The sequence below is a fragment of the Dyadobacter sp. 676 genome (genome assembly GCF_040448675.1).
Classification (GTDB): Bacteria; Bacteroidota; Bacteroidia; order Cytophagales; family Spirosomataceae; genus Dyadobacter.
Map to the genome: position 1 here is coordinate 3,404,255 of NZ_CP159289.1, position 19,521 is coordinate 3,423,775.

Annotated in this window: 16 protein-coding genes; 7 read left to right on the plus strand and 9 right to left on the minus strand. The window is 50.9% G+C overall.

Annotated elements, in window-relative coordinates; translation table 11 throughout:
- Positions 1 to 40: 40 nt before the first annotated feature.
- Positions 41 to 1,396 carry an adenylosuccinate lyase gene (purB, locus tag ABV298_RS15300; protein WP_353722929.1) on the plus strand — a complete coding sequence of 452 codons (1,356 nt, stop codon included), beginning with the start codon at positions 41 to 43 and terminating at the stop codon, positions 1,394 to 1,396.
- Between the two features lie 7 nt (positions 1,397 to 1,403).
- Here purB and ABV298_RS15305 read toward each other — a convergent pair whose 3' ends face one another.
- From ABV298_RS15305 to ABV298_RS15335, 7 genes are all read right to left on the minus strand, one after another.
- Entirely contained in the window at positions 1,404 to 1,634 is a 231-nt protein-coding gene (locus ABV298_RS15305; protein WP_353722930.1) for a helix-turn-helix transcriptional regulator, read from the minus strand.
- A gap of 138 nt (positions 1,635 to 1,772) precedes the next feature.
- Positions 1,773 to 4,328 carry an adenosylcobalamin-dependent ribonucleoside-diphosphate reductase gene (locus ABV298_RS15310; RefSeq protein ID WP_353722931.1) on the minus strand — a complete coding sequence of 852 codons (2,556 nt, stop codon included), beginning with the start codon at positions 4,326 to 4,328 and terminating at the stop codon, positions 1,773 to 1,775.
- Between the two features lie 264 nt (positions 4,329 to 4,592).
- The gene (locus ABV298_RS15315; RefSeq protein WP_353722932.1) at positions 4,593 to 5,657 is read right to left on the minus strand and encodes a ChuX/HutX family heme-like substrate-binding protein; all 1,065 of its coding nucleotides are present in this window, start codon (positions 5,655 to 5,657) and stop codon (positions 4,593 to 4,595) included.
- 27 nt (positions 5,658 to 5,684) lie between these two features.
- Entirely contained in the window at positions 5,685 to 6,479 is a 795-nt protein-coding gene (locus ABV298_RS15320; RefSeq protein WP_353722933.1) for a heme ABC transporter ATP-binding protein, read from the minus strand.
- Positions 6,476 to 7,582, minus strand: coding sequence for an iron ABC transporter permease (locus tag ABV298_RS15325; RefSeq protein ID WP_353722934.1), 1,107 nt, complete (start codon positions 7,580 to 7,582; stop codon positions 6,476 to 6,478). Before ABV298_RS15325 ends, ABV298_RS15320 begins: the two co-directional genes overlap by 4 nt.
- Positions 7,583 to 7,588: 6 nt before the next feature.
- Positions 7,589 to 8,380, minus strand: coding sequence for an ABC transporter substrate-binding protein (locus ABV298_RS15330; RefSeq protein WP_353722935.1), 792 nt, complete (start codon positions 8,378 to 8,380; stop codon positions 7,589 to 7,591).
- Positions 8,381 to 8,429: 49 nt separating this feature from the next.
- A complete protein-coding gene (locus ABV298_RS15335; protein ID WP_353722936.1) occupies positions 8,430 to 8,837 on the minus strand; it encodes a DUF6686 family protein in 408 nt (135 codons plus the stop codon).
- A gap of 163 nt (positions 8,838 to 9,000) precedes the next feature.
- On the opposite strand from ABV298_RS15335, the gene dctA reads away from it, so the two are divergent.
- The 6 genes from dctA (at position 9,001) to ABV298_RS15365 (ending at position 16,511) form a co-directional block, all read left to right on the plus strand.
- On the plus strand, positions 9,001 to 10,272 hold the full coding sequence (gene dctA, locus ABV298_RS15340) for a C4-dicarboxylate transporter DctA (protein WP_353722937.1): 1,272 nt from the start codon (positions 9,001 to 9,003) through the stop codon (positions 10,270 to 10,272).
- A 310-nt stretch (positions 10,273 to 10,582) separates the two neighbouring features.
- A complete protein-coding gene (locus tag ABV298_RS15345) occupies positions 10,583 to 12,247 on the plus strand; it encodes a M3 family oligoendopeptidase (RefSeq protein ID WP_353722938.1) in 1,665 nt (554 codons plus the stop codon).
- A gap of 77 nt (positions 12,248 to 12,324) precedes the next feature.
- Complete coding sequence (locus tag ABV298_RS15350; RefSeq protein ID WP_353722939.1) at positions 12,325 to 12,579, plus strand: hypothetical protein; 255 nt, start codon at positions 12,325 to 12,327, stop codon at positions 12,577 to 12,579.
- A gap of 240 nt (positions 12,580 to 12,819) precedes the next feature.
- Entirely contained in the window at positions 12,820 to 13,896 is a 1,077-nt protein-coding gene (locus ABV298_RS15355; protein WP_353722940.1) for an NAD-dependent epimerase/dehydratase family protein, read from the plus strand.
- A gap of 55 nt (positions 13,897 to 13,951) precedes the next feature.
- On the plus strand, positions 13,952 to 14,899 hold the full coding sequence (locus ABV298_RS15360) for a glycosyltransferase (RefSeq protein ID WP_353722941.1): 948 nt from the start codon (positions 13,952 to 13,954) through the stop codon (positions 14,897 to 14,899).
- A 4-nt stretch (positions 14,900 to 14,903) separates the two neighbouring features.
- Positions 14,904 to 16,511 carry a hypothetical protein gene (locus ABV298_RS15365; protein WP_353722942.1) on the plus strand — a complete coding sequence of 536 codons (1,608 nt, stop codon included), beginning with the start codon at positions 14,904 to 14,906 and terminating at the stop codon, positions 16,509 to 16,511.
- Here ABV298_RS15365 and ABV298_RS15370 read toward each other — a convergent pair whose 3' ends face one another.
- Together ABV298_RS15370 and ABV298_RS15375 are read right to left on the minus strand one after the other, a co-directional pair.
- Positions 16,512 to 16,955 carry an Rrf2 family transcriptional regulator gene (locus ABV298_RS15370; RefSeq protein WP_353722943.1) on the minus strand — a complete coding sequence of 148 codons (444 nt, stop codon included), beginning with the start codon at positions 16,953 to 16,955 and terminating at the stop codon, positions 16,512 to 16,514.
- A 146-nt stretch (positions 16,956 to 17,101) separates the two neighbouring features.
- Positions 17,102 to 19,507 (minus strand): 3-hydroxyacyl-CoA dehydrogenase NAD-binding domain-containing protein, encoded by a 2,406-nt coding sequence (locus ABV298_RS15375; protein ID WP_353722944.1) that lies wholly within the window; start codon positions 19,505 to 19,507, stop codon positions 17,102 to 17,104.
- Between the last annotated feature and the right edge of the window lie 14 nt (positions 19,508 to 19,521).

The following is a 19,521-nucleotide window of genomic DNA, read 5'->3' on the forward strand; positions in this document are numbered from 1 at the left end:
TGCTAACTTTGCGTGATAATCAATTTTTGTATTGAAAATCATGTCATTAAATCAGCTTACGGCGATCTCTCCGGTTGATGGCCGTTATTACAAACAAGTATCCGAACTTTCGGCCTATTTCTCGGAATATGCCCTGATTTATTACCGGGTGTATGTGGAAGTTGAATATTTCATTGCACTCTGCGAAATTCCCCTCCCACAGCTATCGGAATTTGACAAAAAGAAATATGCATCGCTGCGCAAGATTTATGAGGATTTCACCGAAGCCGATGCATTGCATATAAAAGATATCGAAAAGGTGACCAACCACGATGTGAAGGCTGTCGAGTATTTCATCAAAGAACAATTCGAAAAGCTGGGCATCGAGTCCTACCAGGAATTTATTCATTTCGGCCTTACTTCACAGGATATTAACAATACGGCCATACCGCTGTCGCTGAAAGACGCGATGGAGCGGCAAATCAAGCCGTTGTTCCGCCAGGTGCTGTTTGTTTTGAAACGCATGTCGATCGAATGGAAAAATGTTCCGATGCTCGCATTCACGCACGGGCAACCCGCGTCGCCTACGCGCGTGGGTAAGGAGTTCCTGGTGTTTGTGGAACGTTTGGAACGCCAGCTGGAAATGCTCGATAAGATCCCGCATTCGGCAAAATTCGGCGGGGCGACGGGGAACTTCAATGCCCATACGGTTGCCTATCCGAAGCACGACTGGATGGCTTTCGGTCACCATTTCGTGGAAAGCCTGGGCCTGAAAAGAAGTCGTCATACGACGCAAATAGAGCATTATGACAATCTGGCTGCAACATTCGACTGCCTGAAACGCCTCAATACTATCCTTACCGACCTTAACCGCGACATGTGGACGTACATTTCGATGGGTTACTTCAAGCAGAAAATCAAAGCGGGAGAAGTTGGCTCGTCGGCGATGCCGCACAAAGTAAATCCGATCGACTTCGAGAACTCGGAAGGGAACCTGGGCCTGGCATCGGCGTTGTTCGAGCATTTCGCATCCAAACTGCCTGTTTCCCGCCTGCAACGCGACCTGACCGACTCGACTGTTCTGCGGAATATCGGCGTCCCTATTGCCCATCTGGCCATTGCCCTGAATTCCCTCTTAAAAGGATTAGGCAAAGTGGAGTTGAACGGCGAAGCGCTGAAATCGGACCTGGAAGATAACTGGGCCGTTGTAGCGGAGGCGATCCAGACCATTCTCCGCCGGGAGGGGTACCCGAAACCCTATGAGGCATTGAAAGAGCTCACCCGCACCAACGAGAAAATCAACCACGATGCTATCTCACGTTTCATCGAGACGCTGGATGTGTCCGAAAAAATACGCGAAGAACTTCGCGCATTGAGCCCATTCAATTATCTGGGAGTTGTGGAAGATACCTTTTAGCAGGAACTTACACACCCAGGTCTTCCCGTATCTTCTCCTGCCAATCGCGCGGGAGAAGATCCATCAAACTTACGTCGCAGAGTGTCGCAATGCGGCAAAAATGCTCTAATTCGATCTTCGTAGTACCGGTCTCCCATTTGTGGTAACCCACCTGTGAAATGCCCAGTAAATCGGCCATCTGTTTTTGCGTCAACCCGTTGCGTTGACGGTAGGTAATCAGGATTTCTGAAACAAGCATAGCGTCGGTTTAAAGCGGTGGTGCTTTGAACCGGGCGGGACGTTTGGTGGTACGAGAGGACGTGAATAGTAGTAATGACTGAATGATTGAATGATTTCTATTCGGTCATTCAATCATTCAGTCATTCAAAATTAAATCTTACCCACACTTCGAAGAGCCGCAGTCTTTACAAGTCAGGCAGCCTTCCTGATATAGCAGGTTGGTGGATCCGCAGTTCTGGCATTTTTGCTTCACAGCTTCGGTACCATCCGGGATGTAGCGTTTCAATGCGCGTGCCACGCCGGCTTTCCACGTATTGATCGCTTCGTCGAGTTGCAGGCTGCTGATCAGGTCCACGACCTTTTCGATCGGCATTCCATGTCGTAATGTACTCGAAATCAGTTTTGCATAATTCCAGTACTCGGGGTTGAATTTGTAAGAGAGCCCTTCGATCGTGGTTTTGTAGCCACGCATATTTTTATATTGAAAATCATAGCGCGAGCTGCCGTCGGGTTCGCGGTTTTTGATGATAAGGCCTTCATTGACCCATCTGGGCAATAAAATCCCGTCTTCATCGTCTGCGAAACCGGTAAATATTTCATATGGCCGGCCGTCGATGAGGCCAATGAACGCGATCCATTTATCCTTTTTGTTCTGAAAACGCACCACATCGGCTTCGAGCGTTTGCGGTCGCTCGGTCGGGAATGGGGCCGGCATGCCTGGTGCCGCCGGTTCTTCTTTTTTGTCCGTATTGGAGACCAGCACGCCCGAGCGGGAGCCATCGCGATAAACGGTAACACCTTTGCAACCGGCTTTCCAGGCTTCCATGTAACATTCGCCCACGAGTTCCTCGGTCACGTCGTTCGGCATGTTGATAGTCACACTGATCGAGTGGTCCACCCATTGCTGGATCGCTCCCTGCATTTTCACCTTTTTGAGATAATCCACATCATTGGACGTCGCCTTGTAGTAGGGCGATTTTCTGACCAGCTCGTCCAGGTCTTTCTGCGAGTAATTTTTGGCGGTGTCCAGGCCGTTAACTTCCATCCACTGTTTGAAACGGTGGTGAAAAACCACATACTCTTCCCAGGAATCGCCGACTTCGTCGACAAAATCGACGCGGACATCCTTGTCGTTCGGATTCACTTTTCTTCTCCTTTTATAAACCGGAAGGAAAACAGGCTCGATACCCGACGTGGTTTGCGACATCAGGCTGGTCGTTCCTGTCGGCGCGATGGTCAGCAATGCGATGTTGCGCCGTCCGTATTCCAGCATTTCGTAATAAAGCTGGGCATCCGCTTCTTTCAGTCGGAGGATAAACGGATTGTTTTTCTCACGCTCCGAATCGAAAATGGCGAATGCGCCTCTCTCTTTCGCAGTATGGACCGACCCGCGGTAGGCCTCCAATGCAACGGTTTTGTGGATTTCAACCGCGAACGCATTGCCTTCGTCGCTGCCATAGCGCAGGCCCAGCGCGGCGAGCATATCGCCCTCGGCGGTGATACCGATACCGGTCCGGCGGCCTTCGCGGGCTTTGGTCTGAATGTTCAGCCAGAGGTTGCGCTCGACGCGTTTGACCTCGTCGTCCTCCGGGTCTTCATCGATTTTCTGAAGAATGGCATCGATCTTTTCGAGTTCGAGATCGATAATATCGTCCATCATGCGCTGAGCGGCGGCAATGTGCTTTTTGAACAGGTCCCAGTTGAACTTCGCCCTGTCGGTGAACGGGTTTTCGACGTAAGAGAACAGGTTAATGGCCAGGAGCCGGCATGAATCGTAGGCGCATAGCGGGATTTCGCCGCAAGGATTGGTCGAAATGGTCTGGTAGCCGAGGTCTGCATAACAGTCGGGGACGGACTCGCGGATAATGGTATCCCAGAAAAGGACGCCCGGCTCGGCCGATTGCCATGCATTATGTACGATTTTCTTCCAGAGCGCCGTTGCATCAATGTCCTTGATATGTGTCGGATTGTCGCTTTTGATCGGATACTGCTGGCGATAGGTTGTGCCTGCCTCCACCGCTCTCATGAATTCGTCGTCGATCCGCACCGACACATTGGCGCCTGTAACCTTGCCCTGCTCCATTTTGGCGTCGATAAAGCTTTCGGAATCCGGATGTTTGATCGATACCGAAAGCATTAATGCGCCCCTGCGGCCATCCTGCGCCACTTCGCGCGTCGAATTGGAGAAGCGTTCCATAAACGGCACGATACCAGTGGAAGTCAGCGCCGAGTTTTTCACCGGCGAGCCTTTCGGACGGATGTGCGACAAGTCGTGCCCTACACCGCCACGGCGTTTCATCAGTTGCACCTGCTCCTGGTCGATCTTCATAATGCCGCCATATGAATCGGACGAGCCGCTATTGCCGATCACGAAACAGTTCGAAAGGGAGGCGATCTGGTAAGGGTTGCCGATGCCTGTCATCGGGCTGCCTTGCGGAATAATGTATTTGAAATCCCTGATCAGGTCAAAAATCCCGGCTTCGCTCATGGGGTTCGGATAGCGCTGTTCGATGCGCGCGATCTCCGATGCGATGCGGCGGTGCATATCGTCTGGCGTGGCTTCGTAGATAGCCCCGAAGGAATCTTTCAATGCATATTTATTGACCCAAACGCGGGCAGCGAGATCGTCGCCCTTAAAATATTCCAGCGAAGCCTGGTAAGCTTCGTCAGCAGTATAGGTTCGTTCTGATTGTGAAGATTTTATGGTTTCCATTGGCTGGTATCAGGCTTTTTGAAGAAGTTGAGAACTTCAAATGTATATATTTTGGAGATTAAAAGAAAGTTTTTCCTAGAAAAAGTTTACAAAAAATAAAATTTAACTCATTGTATTTCAATTGATTAACATTTAATAATTTTTGAAAAGTTTGCAAATTTTGATTTTCTTCTAAAAGCTGCTTTTAAATATGTTACAAAAAAAACCGGCTCATCCGAGACCGGCAATTTTTAATTACTATGGCGAAATTATGTCAAATCGTTGCTACGATTGCTTTTCTGCTTGGAGTTTGACGGAATACCGTTCGATCAGTGCGGGCCATTCGGCCAACTCGGGAATGCCGGGCTTGCGTTTTCCAAAAAACTGGCAGAACATCACGCCGTCCTTGTCGATGAGTTCGATGCCGGTGACGACGCCGTCCGCGGTCGGTTTTCTCACTACCCATGCTTCGTCGATCGCGTCTTCGCGGAGGTGGAGGTTGAACTCGGGATCCATCACATTCAGCCATGGGCCCATTACAAATATCTTTTTGATCGGGCCGGTGTGTATTTGAATGCAGTTAGGATTTGAAACAAACACCATAACCGGTAGCTCCGCTTCCGAAATTGCGTCGAAGAGCGGCTTCATGCTCTCGGGCCTGATGCGATGTGCATAACCTTCGGGGGCATTGCGTAAGGCCTGTTTCCTCGACAGGTTGTATTTGCGAAGCAGTGTGAAGAAGTCGTGGGTGTCTTTCAGGGCAAGCCATTCCTGCCGGAACGCAGTTTTGTCGGGCTCCACAGCTTCTTCCGGCTCGGCCAGCTTCTCTTTTTTCTCATTTACAAACAGGTTAACATCCTGGTCGGCGGCGAGGTATTTGGTCGTCAGGGCGTCATAGGCTTCCTTGTTGCTTTTTTCCGTCAGGTAAATTTTATGCGCCGCGTCGCCGAAGCTGTTGAAGAATTGCAGGCTGTAACGGCCGTCTTCCGAAACGGCAAAGCCAAATTTCCAGTCGCCGAGGAACAGGCGAAGGTCAATATCCTCGCCGAGTACCAGCCCGACATGGTTATTGAAAGATATTTTTTCGTAAACGCCTTTGCGCTCGTGCACCACGTGGTCGTTCCGCGTGAGCGCCATTACGTGCCCGAGCGAGCCCACTTCCTTGATCAGCTCTCTGAAATCGCCGTCGAGCAGTTGTACATTTTCTCCAAGGCCTGTGGCCAGGAGTTCGGCTTCGGAGGTGCCGAGCGCTTTCGCGGCGTCGCGGATGCGCGTTTTGGGATTCGCTAGCTTGTATGCTGCCCAGCGTTCTTTCAGTTCGGTTCTGTCGGGTGAAAGGGTTGACTTCATTTCTTTATTATGATGAATAGTGATTAATCAGGATATGTCATAAATGGGTGTCGCATGAGGCACAATTACGGGGTAAGGCATGGCTTCGAATCTGATAATCTGTACGGGCAACCCAAATGCCTCGTGGATCGCCTGTGCGGTCAATACGCTATCGGGCGGGCCGATGGCACGGATGCGTCCTCCTTTCAGCATCAACACGCGGTCGGCATATTGCAACGCCTGGTTCAGATCGTGGATCACGGCGATTACCGCGAAATTCTTGCGGGTCAGTTCTTTTGCCAGTTCGAATGTCTCGTATTGATGCAGGAGGTCCATTCCGGTGGTTGGCTCGTCGAGCAGGAGCAGGCCGTTTTCAATTTCCCACACCTGCGCGAGTACCCTTGCAAGTTGTACGCGCTGCTGTTCGCCGCCGGATAGCGCCGGGTAATGCCGGTTCCTCAAATGGCCAATACCGACTTTTTTCAGACACTGGTCGACGATCGCCAGGTCGCGCTGGGCGGGGGCATCGTCGTAGAACGGATAGCGGCCCATCAGCACGATCTCGTGGGAAGTAAACGAGAGGGTGATATTATTTTGTTGCGACAACACTGCCCGCCTTCTGGCCAGGTCTTTCAGTTTATACCGGCGGAGGTCCCGGCCATGGAGCTGTACGGTACCCGAGGTGGTACCCAGTTCGGCGGAAAGTATTTTGATCAAGGTGGATTTGCCCGCCCCATTTGCGCCTATAATCGCCCAGAACTCGCCAGGTTTTGCACAAAAGCTCACGTTTTCCAACAATTTCCGCCCTCTGATTTCAAAACCCGCATCGCGTACCTCGATCATAGCCGTTTCCGTTTTTGTTCCCGCAAAATATAAATGAAGAAAGGTGTACCGAGCATGGCCGTGAGGATGCCGATCGGGAGTTCCGACGGCGCTACGATGGTACGCGAGAGGGTGTCGGCCAGGGTTAGTACAACGGCGCCGGAAAGAGCCGATCCGATGATCAGCGTCCGGTGGTCCGGTCCGAACAATGTGCGTATAATGTGCGGAACGACAAGTCCGACGAAGCCGATAGTCCCTGCAATAGCCACCGACGCGCCTACGCCCAGGGTTGCCAGGATAATCACCTTTTGTTTTAAAGATGTCATGTTCACCCCCAGGCTTGCCGCCTGACTCTCTCCAAGCACGAGTAGGTTCAACGCTTTGGAAAGATAGGGCATGAAAATGATAGAAACTCCTACAAACGGCGCTACGGCCATCACCGACGTCCAGTTGGCCCCGCCGAGACTGCCCAGGTTCCAGAAGGTAATATTTCGCAGTTGTGCATCGTCGGCGAGGTAGGTCATCAGTCCGGTCATGGCGCCTACAAATGCATTGATTGCTATCCCGCAAAGCAGCAGTGTGGCAATGCCTCCCTCTCCCGTGACTTTGGAAAGCTGGTACACCAGGAAGGTCGTACAAGCTGCGCCCAGAAATGCCGCAAACGAAATGCCGTATGCGCCCGCGACTTCGTTCAGCATTCCGAAATATTTAACATTGAGCATAATGACAAAAACGGCAAAAAGCGAAGCGCCGGAAGTTACACCGATGAGCGTGGCGTCGGCAATGGGATTGCGGAAAAGTCCCTGCAATGCCGCACCTGCTATCCCCAACGCCGCTCCGATCAGCACCGCCAGGCATACCCGCGGCAGGCGGATGATCCAGAAAACGATCGATTTCTGTTCCCCGACATGCGTTTCGGATATCCAGCCGAGTTTGAATGCGATAATCTCTGAAAGCTCGCGTACGGAAATCGGCAATGCACCTGTGCAGGCGGCGAACACAACGCAAGCCAGCAGGATCGGCCCCAGGACCCACGCCATTTTGCCCGTTGAAGAAGGTAGAATGTGCTTTCGCGCGGTTTCCTTCCTGACTGTTTCCCGCTCATTTACCGTGTCTGTCAGCATCGCATTTTAATTAACTTTTTGAGAAAGTTCCAGGGCCGCTTTACCGAGCCGGGGCCCGAAGCCGGTCAGTAACTGACCGTCCATCGTTACGATCCTGCGATTTTTGCCGGCATTGGTATTAGCCACGCCCGGCAGTTTCAGCAAGCCGTTTGTTCCTTCGAGGCTTTCGAGGCCGCTTGAGAACAGTACAAGCACGTCGGGATTGGTGCTGACAAGCGACTCCGCGGTGAGTGGTTTGAAATCCGTGAAGCCACTAACGGCATTCCTGTGCCCGGCCAATGCGAACATTTTGTCCAGTGAAGTGCCTGTGCCCGAAACCATTAATGTGCCCGCTCCCCGGGCGTAGATGAAGAGCAATTTTTTGGGATTTGCCGGCACAGGGATCTTCGCCAGATCGGCTTGCAGCGCTTTGACCATTTTTTCAGCCTGTGTACCGGCATTAAAATAGGCGCCTACTTCGCGGATCAGTTTGATCGCACCTTCCTTGGAATATTCGTGCCTGAACGCGACAACTTTTTTACCGCTGCTGTTTAGCTGCTTCACGACCCCGGGCGGTAGCATGCTTTGGTCGGTATAAACGATCACATCCGGGTTCAATGCAAGGATTCCTTCCGCCGCGATCGTGCGGTTATGCCCGATTTTCGGCAGTTTTTGGAGAGAGGCGGGGTAAGTGCTCGTCACATCCACGCCCACGAGCTGTTTTTCCAGGCCAAGACCCACCAGTATTTCACTCAATGTCCCGTTCGCAGACACGATCCGGAGCGCTTTCGGGTAGCCGACCTCCGCCGTCCACAGCATTACCAGTAAACAAATCAAGAATCTCGAAACAGGTCGCATTTCAGGGTCTCTACTTTTTATAGGAAAAAATTTTATCTACTTCCAGAACCAGCAGCGCCTCCTGGAACATGGTCCGGATCTCTTCCAGCTCGGTATCGTCGAAAGAAAGCATGAAGTTCGGGATGGGCGATGGTAACAAACGGGTTTTGCCATGGGGAAGCGCTTCGCCGGGGCTGTGGAGGTGGTACTGGTCGTACAATATGGATTGAAATCCCCTCAGGCCATCTTCCGTGAACAGGAAGAGCACATTGCCGTAGGCGAAATTGAAACGCGTGCAGCAGTGGCACTGCCCGATGTAACCTTTGGCTGTCTGGCTCAAAATCCTTAACGAGTTGTATGAATGCGGGTCTTCCTGCATAACCTTTAAATGATCGTGGATGTAAATGCTTTCCTGGGTTCCGCCATTTACCGGGAGCAAATATATGATATTAATTTAGACCAAATATAAATAAAGAATAAAAATTTCACTCTTCGTTTCCGGAATCCTCTGTCAGACTTCTTATTATTGTAAATTGATAAGTTGCCCAACGGCTATGGGTAACGCGTCGTACGAACTGTTTCATTCCTATACCCGACCGCCGTTGAAAAAGCTTGTTACCAACCTGACCTTCTGGGTCCTGACCGCCATCACCGCCGGCGCGTTGCTCGGCCACTATGCGCCCGACAAGGCGGTTGAAATGAAGTTCCTCGGCGAAGGTTTTATTTCGGTCGTGAAGCTTTTCATTAACCCGATTATATTCCTGACCATCACCCTTGGCATCGTCGGAATGGGCGATTTGAAAAAGGTGGGCAAGGTAGGGGCCAAGGCGCTGCTTTATTTCGAAGTGGTAACGACCCTGGCGCTCGTTGTGGGCATTATCGTGGCCAATATCATCCGTCCCGGGCAGGGTGTCGTCACCGGCGCGCTCGAAAAAGGGGATATTTCCAAATATGCCGGGAAGGCGCACGATTTCAGCTGGCTGCAATTTTTCCTGGATAATGTGACGCTGCAGGTACTGCTGTTCGCACTCGTTTTCGGTTCGGTACTGAGCCGCATCGAAGCCAGGCGGCGCGTTGTCGACGGCTTGAATTTCGTTTCGAAATACGTTTTTAAAGCCCTGCACCTGGTTATGCTATTCGCTCCGATCGGTGCGTTCGGCGGGATGGCATTTACGATCGGCAAATATGGTATTGATACGCTGCTGCCGCTTGCCAAGCTCATGGGAACCGTTTACGCGACGATGGCCGTGTTCATTTTCGGAGTTCTGGGATTGATTTTAAGAACCTATAAAATCAGTCTCTGGCGTTTTTTGAAATACATCCGGGAAGAGCTGCTGATTGTGCTCGGCACCTCGTCTTCCGAGGCCGGATTGCCCTCGTTAATGGGGAAACTGGAACGGATGGGTTGTTCCAAGCCGGTCGTCGGCCTTGTGGTGCCTGCGGGATATTCTTTCAATCTCGACGGGACAACGATTTACCTTTCGATGGCAACGATCTTCCTGGCGCAGGTTTTCAATGTGCATTTGAATATGGGGCAGATATTTTCGCTCATCGGTATTCTGATGGTCACTTCCAAAGGTGCAGCAGGGGTAACGGGAAGCGGTTTTGTGGTGTTGGCATCAACATTAACGGCCATTAAAGTAATCCCCGTAGAAGGGCTGGCATTGCTGCTCGGAGTCGATCGTTTCATGTCGGAGGCCCGTGCGATTACCAACTTTATCGGCAATGGCGTCGCCACCATCTGGCTTGCAAATAATGAAAAGGAGTTCGATCGCAGCAAAATGGAATATGCATTCAATAATATCCGGGAGACGGAGAATGTGGTAACGGATAATCTGAGCGATGTTACCCAGCCGCAGGGGACCAAGTTGTAGTATTTAAAGGCGATTCCTGAAATGAACTATCAAGATTCTATTATTTCGGATTCGCGTATCATGCCCGGAAAACCGGTGATTAAGGGAACCCGATTGATAGCTGAATTGATTCAAAAAAATGCGTAGGGATGCGACGGCTTCCGACTTAATCATAATGTATCCCGGCCTAAGCGGGGAATGCATCAGGCTGCGTCGGTCTTTCAACTATAAATTTGCGTTTTAAAATAAAGTACCTTTTATATGTCCAATCAGGAAACACTCCATATACCGACCCGCGCGAAGCGGCCTTTTTATCGGGGAAGAATTTGATTTGAAGAAATGGGATGATGTTCAGCCGTTCTTCGAAAATCTGAAAAACAGGGAAATCAACTCGGTTGAGGAACTGCGGCAATGGTTCGCGGACCGCAGCGAGATTGAATCCTACCTCTCGGAAAATTTTGCCTGGCGTTATATCCGTCAGACGTGCGATACGGCTAACACCGGCCTGATCAACGCGTTGCAATTCTTTATCACGGAAATCCAGCCGAAACTGGCGGAATATGGCAATGCGCTCGATAAGAAGATCGTCGACAACCCGTTTCTGGGCGAATTGACGGAACCCGGCTTTGCGATCACATTGCGCGGGATGAAGAAGGCGATCGAGATTTTTCGGGACGAAAATATCCCGCTGATCACAGAAATGCAGACCGAGGAGCGTAAATACGGTGCTATCGCGGGCGCGATGACCGTTACGCTCGATGGCGAGGAAATGACGCTGCAGCGCGCTGCCGACCGCCTGCAATCCACGGACCGCAATGTGCGCGAAGAGGCATGGCGAGCCATCAGCGAACGTCGCTATGAAGATCATGAAAAACTGGACGATTTGCTGAACAGGCTCGTTGGCCTTCGCGACCAGGTGGGCCGTAATGCGGGTTTCAGCAATTACCGTGACTATATGTTCGCGGCCATGGGCCGTTTCGATTACACGCCGCAGGATTGTTTCAACTTCCACGGTTCCGTGAAAAAGGCGGTGGTGCCGGTTTTGAATGAAATGGCAGCCGAACGTAAGGCTGCATTGCAGGTCGATGCATTGCGCCCCTGGGATACAAAGGTCGATCCGAAGGGGTTGCCGCCCTTGAAACCATTTGAAACCGGGGAAGAATTGCTCGATAAAACGATCCGTGTATTCTCGCGCCTCGACCCGTTCCTGGGCGATTGCCTCCGGATAATGAAAACCATGAAGCATCTCGACCTCGAATCGCGCAAGGGCAAGGCGCCGGGTGGTTATAATTACCCGCTCGACGAGATCGGCGTGCCGTTCATTTTCATGAATGCGACGTCGAACCTGCGCGATATGGTCACGCTCCTGCACGAGGGCGGGCACGCGGTGCATTCACTCGTAACGCGCGACCTGGCGCTCAACTCGTTCAAACACACGCCTTCGGAAGTGGCCGAGCTTGCTTCGATGTCGATGGAGCTGATCACCATGGATTTCTGGGACGAGTTTTTTGAAAATGAAGAAGACCTGAAACGTGCCAAAATCACGCATTTGGAATCGATCATCGAGACCTTGCCGTGGGTAGCGACGGTGGACAAGTTCCAGCATTGGATGTACGAAAACCCGCAGCATACGCCGGAGCAGCGTACCGGGGCGTGGGTGCGTATTTATGAGGAGTTTACCGATTCGGTCATAGACTGGTCGGGGTTAGAAAACTTCAAAAAGTACCTGTGGCAGCGGCAGTTGCATATTTACGAAGTGCCATTCTACTACATCGAATATGGTATCGCGCAACTCGGGGCCATCGGTGTCTGGAAAAACTACCGGCAAGACCCGGCCGCCGGTTTGAAGGGTTACCTGAATGCATTGAAGCTGGGTTACACCGCCACCATCGGCGAAATTTACCAGGCGGCGAACATTCCGTTCGATTTTTCGGAGCGGCACATCGCCGAGCTGATGCAGTTCGTACGCGACGAATTGGCCGAGTTAAAAAAATAATATTTCAGCAGTCCGCAATTTGGTGGTTATGAAATTGGCGGTTATTTTTGCGCACAATACTATGAACGATCAAAGAAATGAAATTCAATAAAATAGTTGCTTTTGTTGCGTGTGTGGTGCTTCTTTCCTCTTGTGAATACCAAAAATATAATCACAAGGATCAGAAAGACGTGAATGCCGGTAACGAATGGGTGTACGGCGTAAGCCCCGATTCCCTGCCGCGCCAAATGTCATTCAAGTATGATCCCAAGCCTGAGCTCGACGCGCGCGTGAACGACATCCGTGCGAAACTTTACGGTGGTAAAATTCCAAGCTCGCTGGTGAAAGAATAGCAGCCATTCATTGAGAAAATATACGAGATATCCCCACGAAATAGGGATATCTTTTTTTTGCGCTGCTTATTCGATTATTGAACAATTTTAATATTGCATTACGCGTATTATCCTTCTGGATTCCGCCCATTGACTAAGTGATGTTGGGTCGATTGAACATTTTTAATTTACTTTACGTATTCGAGGCAGGGCGAAACCGAAATTTTAGAAAGAAATAAGCGATTAAAAAGTATTCAAAACATGAACATAGCTTTGGTCACCGGCTCGGCCGGACTCATTGGAAGTGAATCGGTTGCTTTTTTGGCTGACAAGTTTGATCTGGTCATCGGAATCGACAACAACCTTCGTCAATACTTTTTCGGGGCCGACGGTAACACCGAGTGGAACCGTAACCGCATCGAGGAAGCTTACGGAAATTACAAGCATTATTCTGCCGATATCCGCGAGGTCAGCCAGCTCGAACCGATCTTCAAAGAGTACGGAACGGATATTAAGATGATCGTCCACGCCGCGGCGCAACCGAGCCATGACTGGGCAGCCCGCGAGCCTTTCACCGATTTTGGCGTAAACGCGGTGGGAACATTGAACATGCTCGAAATGACCCGCCAGCACGCTCCTGAGGCTGTATTTATTTTTACATCTACCAATAAAGTTTACGGCGATAATCCGAACTATCTCCCATTGGTGGAACTCGAAACCCGCTGGGAAATCGACGAAAGCCACCCGTATTTCAAAAACGGTATCGACGAGAACCACAGCATCGACCATACGAAACACTCGATTTTCGGCGCTTCCAAAGTCGCCGCCGACATTATGGTGCAGGAATACGGCCGCTATTTCGGCATGAAAACGGCTGTTTTCCGCGGCGGATGCCTCACCGGCCCCAACCACTCCGGCGCACAGTTGCACGGCTTCCTGGCTTACCTGATGAAATGTGCCATTACCGGAACGCATTACACCATTTTCGGGTACAAAGGCAAGCAGGTCCGCGATAATATCCACAGCCACGACCTGGTGAACATGTTCTGGCATTTCTATCAAAACCCGCGTCCGGGCGAAGTCTACAACGCCGGCGGCGGCCGTTTCGCCAATTGTTCGATGCTCGAAGCCATTGCATTGTGCGAGCAGATTACCGGAAACAAACTCTCTTACTCGTATTCTGAAACCAACCGTATCGGGGACCACATCTGGTATGTAAGCGATCTTTCGAAATTCAAGTCGCATTACCCCGATTGGAACTGGGAATTCGGCCTGGTGGAAACGCTCACGCAGATCCACGACGGAATCGCGTCGCGATTAGGAGTTAAAACGGTTTAAAATCACATTCAGGGCCTCCGGAACCACCTTCCGGGGGGCTTTCTAACTCTCTCCCATGCCAGAAAATTACGTCATTATTATACCCCAATTCAATGACTGGGAGGCGCTGAATCTGCTGATACAAAAAATTAATGCAGATTTAAACACTCCAATCCTTCAAAATACGACGCTACTCATTGTGGATGATTGCTCTTCGCGGGCAAGGACCCAGCCATTCGCTGCTTTCAACGGAAAAGAGCTGAAAGTGCTGCGGCTGTACCGTAACCTCGGCCACCAGAAGGCGATTGCGATCGGGCTTTCGTACGCGGCCGAAAACATGGAGGCGGACAAGGTGATTGTTATGGACGCGGATGGAGAGGATGCGCCCGGCGACATCAACAAAATGGCGGAAAAATCGGTCGCCGACCCCGACAAGATCATTTTCGCGGAGCGCAACAAGCGTACAGAGGGCTTCATGTTCCGGTTTTTTTATGTGATTTATAAATATATATTCAAGCTGCTGACGGGCAAGGTGATCACTTTCGGTAATTTCAGCCTGGTGCCTCAGAGCCGCTTGCAAAACCTTGTGCGCGTTTCCGAGATATGGAACAATTATCCCGGCGGCGTGATCAAGTCGCGGATTCCTTACGATTCGGTGCTTACCAACCGCGCCAAAAGACTGGCAGGCGAGAGCAAAATGAATTTTGTTTCACTGGTATTGCATGGTTTAAGCGCGATTTCGGTGATGGTCGATACCACGGCTGTACGGATATTGATCTTCTCTATTTTCATGTCGGGCATTGCCATCGCATTCATTTTCTTTATTCTTTTCCTGAAACTGATCGGGAATGCCACCCCTGGCTGGGCATCGACGCTGGGAAGCACGCTGATGATCCTCATGCTGCAATCCTTCCTGATTTCGCTGTTTCTGGTGTTTATGGTGCTGCAATATCGCTCGCAGCAACATTTTATTCCCGCCGTTCACTATCGTGACTTTGTCGAAAAAGTAGAGTCTTTCAGCTGATCGTATGTTGAGCTTCGACAATTCACCCACAGTATACTGGTTTATCGGCTATGTGCTGGCGGGTTTTGTCGTTTTCGCTTCCCAAAACAACTCGCTGCCGACGAGGGCATATCTGTCGGCCGGCGTCGTTCTGCTGGTTTTCATGCGTTTGCCCGTAATCGTTTTCAACCGGGAGCTCAATCCGGATGAAAGCCAGATGCTCAGCCATGCGTTGACGCTCTACCAGGACCCTGTTTACTGGCGGTCTGTGGACGGTACGACCATCGGCCCGCTGGATAATTATCTGCTGGTTCTTCCGAAGTTATTCGGGTTCCCGATCGATTACAGTTCCGGCCGCTTTATGGGGCTGCTATGTGTCGCAGGTGCGTGGATTTTCCTGTTTTCCGCGTTAAAGAACTGGTTCGGGGCCAGCATCGCACGACGTATTTCTATTGTCCCGCTGCTTTTTGTCGCATTCACGCAGGAAGTTGATTTTGTCCATTATTCGAGTGAACAGCTGCCGGTATTGCTGCTTGCATTTTGCGCCTGGCAAGTTTCCCGCCTTGACCCTAAGACAACTCCCACGGCTCCCGGACTTTATTTTCTCGGACTGGCGGCGGGCGCCGTGCCGTTCGGTAAATTACAGGCGGCACCGCTGGCAATCGTCCTTGTTTTGTCGGCGTTTGCTGTGCTGTTTCAACGTTTCCAACGATATCGTGAACTGAAATCCGTGGCCGCATTGATTCTGGGCGGGCTCACGGTCCCCGTGTTTTTCCTGGTATTCACGCTCTCTTTCGGCGTATTCGATGATTTGATCGATTTTTATATTCTCGGAAATGCGATTTACGCGAGTGGCAGCACATTTACGGATATTCCTTCACAATTCCTTAAAATAATCTCGCTGTCCACCGATTTCCAGATTTTCAGTTTTGCATTAACCGTGCCGATGGCAATCGGGCTCATGCGGATCGTACGGCTTTATGTGCCTGGCAAAATGGGTTTTCATGTGCCGTTTACAATTCTTTTTTTCCTTCTGGCCTGTATTTACGCAGTCACCAAATCGGGCAACGATTTTATCCATTACCTCAATTTTTGTATCATTCCCTGGACGTTGCTCGCCGGATACGGCCTTTCAGCTGTCGAGGGCTGGTCTCTTGCGTTTCCGGCGATGATGGTGCTGTGGTTCGGGGGCTACGACGCGCTACATTTCGTAAAAGAGCGCCGCTTGAACGCATTCGACTCGGTTGGGAACACGCAGCTGCACGAGAGTCCGGTGGTGGCCGAAATCCTGAAACGACGGAAGGACGGAGATTATATGGTTGTCTGGGGTTGGAATTGCAGCTATTATGTAGAAGCGCAACTGGCGGAGGGAACAGCCGAAAACCATTCCGAGCGATCGATTTTCGAACATCCGATGCGGGAAGTTTACCGGAAGCGCTACCTGTCGGACCTCGCCCGCACGCAGCCGGCCTTTGTCCTGGATGCCGTGGGCAAGAACAGCCTTTGGGTGCAGGACAAAAAAACTCAGGGCATCGAAAGCTACCCTGAGTTGAATCAATATATTCGTAGTAGTTATACCCTTGCCGGTGAGTTCGACGACGTGCGCCTGTACGTTCGCAACGATCGCCGCTGATTACGATACAATGTCGGTTGCGGCCGTATTCTCCGCTTGCAACAGATCGTTCAGGGTTGTTTTGTCCAGTACAGCCAGGTTGGCATCCCGCCATCTTTCCAGGACAGTGCGGAGGCTGCAGGTTTCTTCGTCCTTGCAATCGTCGCATTTGCCATAAAAAAACATGGAAACGCATAATGCCGGGGCAATGGGGCCATCGATGATCCGCAGTACCTTAGAAAAGTTTACTTCTCCGGGCGGGACGCGAAGCAGGTAGCCGCCGCCTTTCCCTTTCTGGCTTTGTAAAACCCCGTTATTCCGCAGATCGAGCAGGATCGCTTCGAGGAATTTTTTCGGAATTTTCTCTTTTTCAGCAATATAAGAGATCAATACCGGTCCTTTTCCGTATTGCTCTGCCAGAACTTTGAGGGCTTTCAGCGCGTATTTTGCTTTTTTTGAAATCATTGTTGATCAAATGTACATTTGGGGTCAGCAAGCGTAAAGATGAACCGGTTTTGGCAAATTTCTGCTTTGACTAGTTCTAAATTTCGGATTTTTAAACAAATATCCTATCCAACAGAACACAATTCGGTGAAACAATAATTCCATCGTCAATTTCTGGGAGGTTTTCCGCCGTTCAGCAGCCCCTGCATTCGCTCCAATGTCTTTTTCTCACCACATAACGACAGAAACGCCTCCCTTTCCAGGTCGATCAGGTATTGTTCGGAAACAAGTTGCGGGTAGCTCAGGTCGCCGCCATTGATTACGTACGCCAGTTTCTCCGCGATTTTAGCGTCGTGGTCGGTAATGTAATTGGCGAGGCGCATTTGGGTAATGCCCGCCAGGAACAATGCGATACCGGTTTTGCCCTGAACTTTGATATCGTTCCGCTGTTTGGGCTGTGTGTACCCGTTATCGGCCAGGTCTATCGCGGCCTGTTTAGCCTCCGCGATCAACCTTGAGCGGTTGAGCACGATCTGGTCTTTGTCCTGCAAATAATTCATCGCCTTCGCCTCGTGCGCGGACGTGGATACTTTCGCCTGCGCGATGTTCATGAATGCATTTTGCAGGATATTCAGCTCCGGGTCGCCGGCCTGATACATGTCCGAGCAGCGGAGCGCCATTTCCTTGGTACCACCGCCCGCGGGGATGAGCCCCACGCCAAATTCGACCAAACCAATGTAAGTTTCCGCATGCGCAACCACCTTATCGGCATGTAATGTGAGTTCGCAGCCGCCCCCGAGCGCGAGCGTGTGAGGCGCTACTACCACAGGTACCGACGAATACCGGGCCCGCATCATGGTTTGCTGGAACTGCGAAATCACTAGGTTAATCTCGTCGAACTCCTGCTCCACCGCATACATGAACAGCATGGCCAGGTTTGCGCCGGCAGAGAATGCTTCCACCGCCTCATTACCAATCACAAGCCCGCGAAAATCCTTTTCCGCGAGGCTAATGCTTTTCTGAATGCCTTCGATCACTTCGGCACCCATGGTATTCATTTTGGATTTGAATTCGAGGTTCAGGATGCCGTCGCCGATGTCGTACAGGTTAGCCCCCGCATTTTTCCATACGATATTGTCGGAAAGGTTGCTGAGCAATATAAAGCTGTCCTGGCCCGGAATGCGTTTGTAGGTTTTGGAAGGAATATCATAATACAGCCGTTTTCCATTCTCGACTTTGTAGAACGACTCGTTACCTGCTGCGAGCATTTCGTAAACCCAATCGGCGGGTTTCAAATCCAGCGATTCCATGATTGCCAGCATGTTTTTCAAGCCGATCGCGTCCCAGGTTTCAAAAAGGCCGTATTGCCAGCCGAAACCCGCGGTAATGGCCTGGTCGATGCGGAATATTTCATCGGAAATTTCGGGAATGCGGAAGGTCGCGTAGCGAAAAACGTCCGCGAAGGTTTTTCTGTAAAAATCACCCGCTTTGTCTTTGCCAGCTACGAGAGCGGCAAAGCGTTTGTAAACATCGCTGATGTTTTTTGTGCCTTCGAGCGTTTCAAATTTTACCTTACCCGACGGTACATATTCCAAAGTCTTGAAATCCAGCGCGAGAATTACCGACTTGCCTTTTTCGTCTTTAATCTTTTTATAAAAACCCTGACCCGTTTTATCGCCCAGCCATTTGTTTTCGAACAACTTTTGCATGATTCCGGGTAACGCGAATGCCTCGCGCGATTCGTCTTTCCCTTCGCCGGAAGCATACAGGTTGTTCGCCACGTGCACCGTAGTATCGAGCCCTACTACGTCCGAAAGCCGGTAAGTGCCCGATTTCGGCCTTCCCGCAACCGGGCCGGTCAGTTTATCCACTTCATCCACGCTCAGCCCCATTTCTTCGGCCACGCGGATGGTTTGTATCAATGCGTAAATGCCCAGTCTATTGGCAATGAAGCCCGGCGTGTCCTTGCAGAGAACCGTCGTTTTTCCCAAAAACAGGTCGCCGTAATGCATCAGGAAATCCACGACGCTTTGGTCGGTATCGGCGGTCGGAATGATTTCGAGCAGGCGCAGATAGCGCGGCGGGTTGAAAAAGTGCGTACCGGCGAAATTCTTGCGGAAGTCCTCGCTCCGGCCTTCGGCCATTAAATGAATGGGGATACCGGAAGTATTCGAAGTTACGAGTGTTCCCGGCTTGCGGAGGGCGTCCACTTTTTCGTAAAGACTTCTTTTAATGTCCAGCCTCTCGACCACGACCTCGATCACCCAGTCGTAATTTTTAATATCGGCCAGGTTGTCGTCGAAGTTGCCGACCTTGATACGCGAAGCGAATGCAGGGCTGTACAATGCCGCCGGCGTCGCTTTGAGCGTAGCTTGGAACGAATCATACACGATCCGGTTCCGGAACGCCGGATGATCGGTGGTAATGCCTTTTGCTTTTTCGGCGTCGGTAAGGTCTTTGGGCACAATGTCGAGCATGAGTACTTCCACGCCGATATTGGCAAAATGGCAGGCAATGCGTGAGCCCATAATGCCCGAACCAAGAACAGCTACTTTACGAATGGAACGATTCATTTCTACTAAGGTTG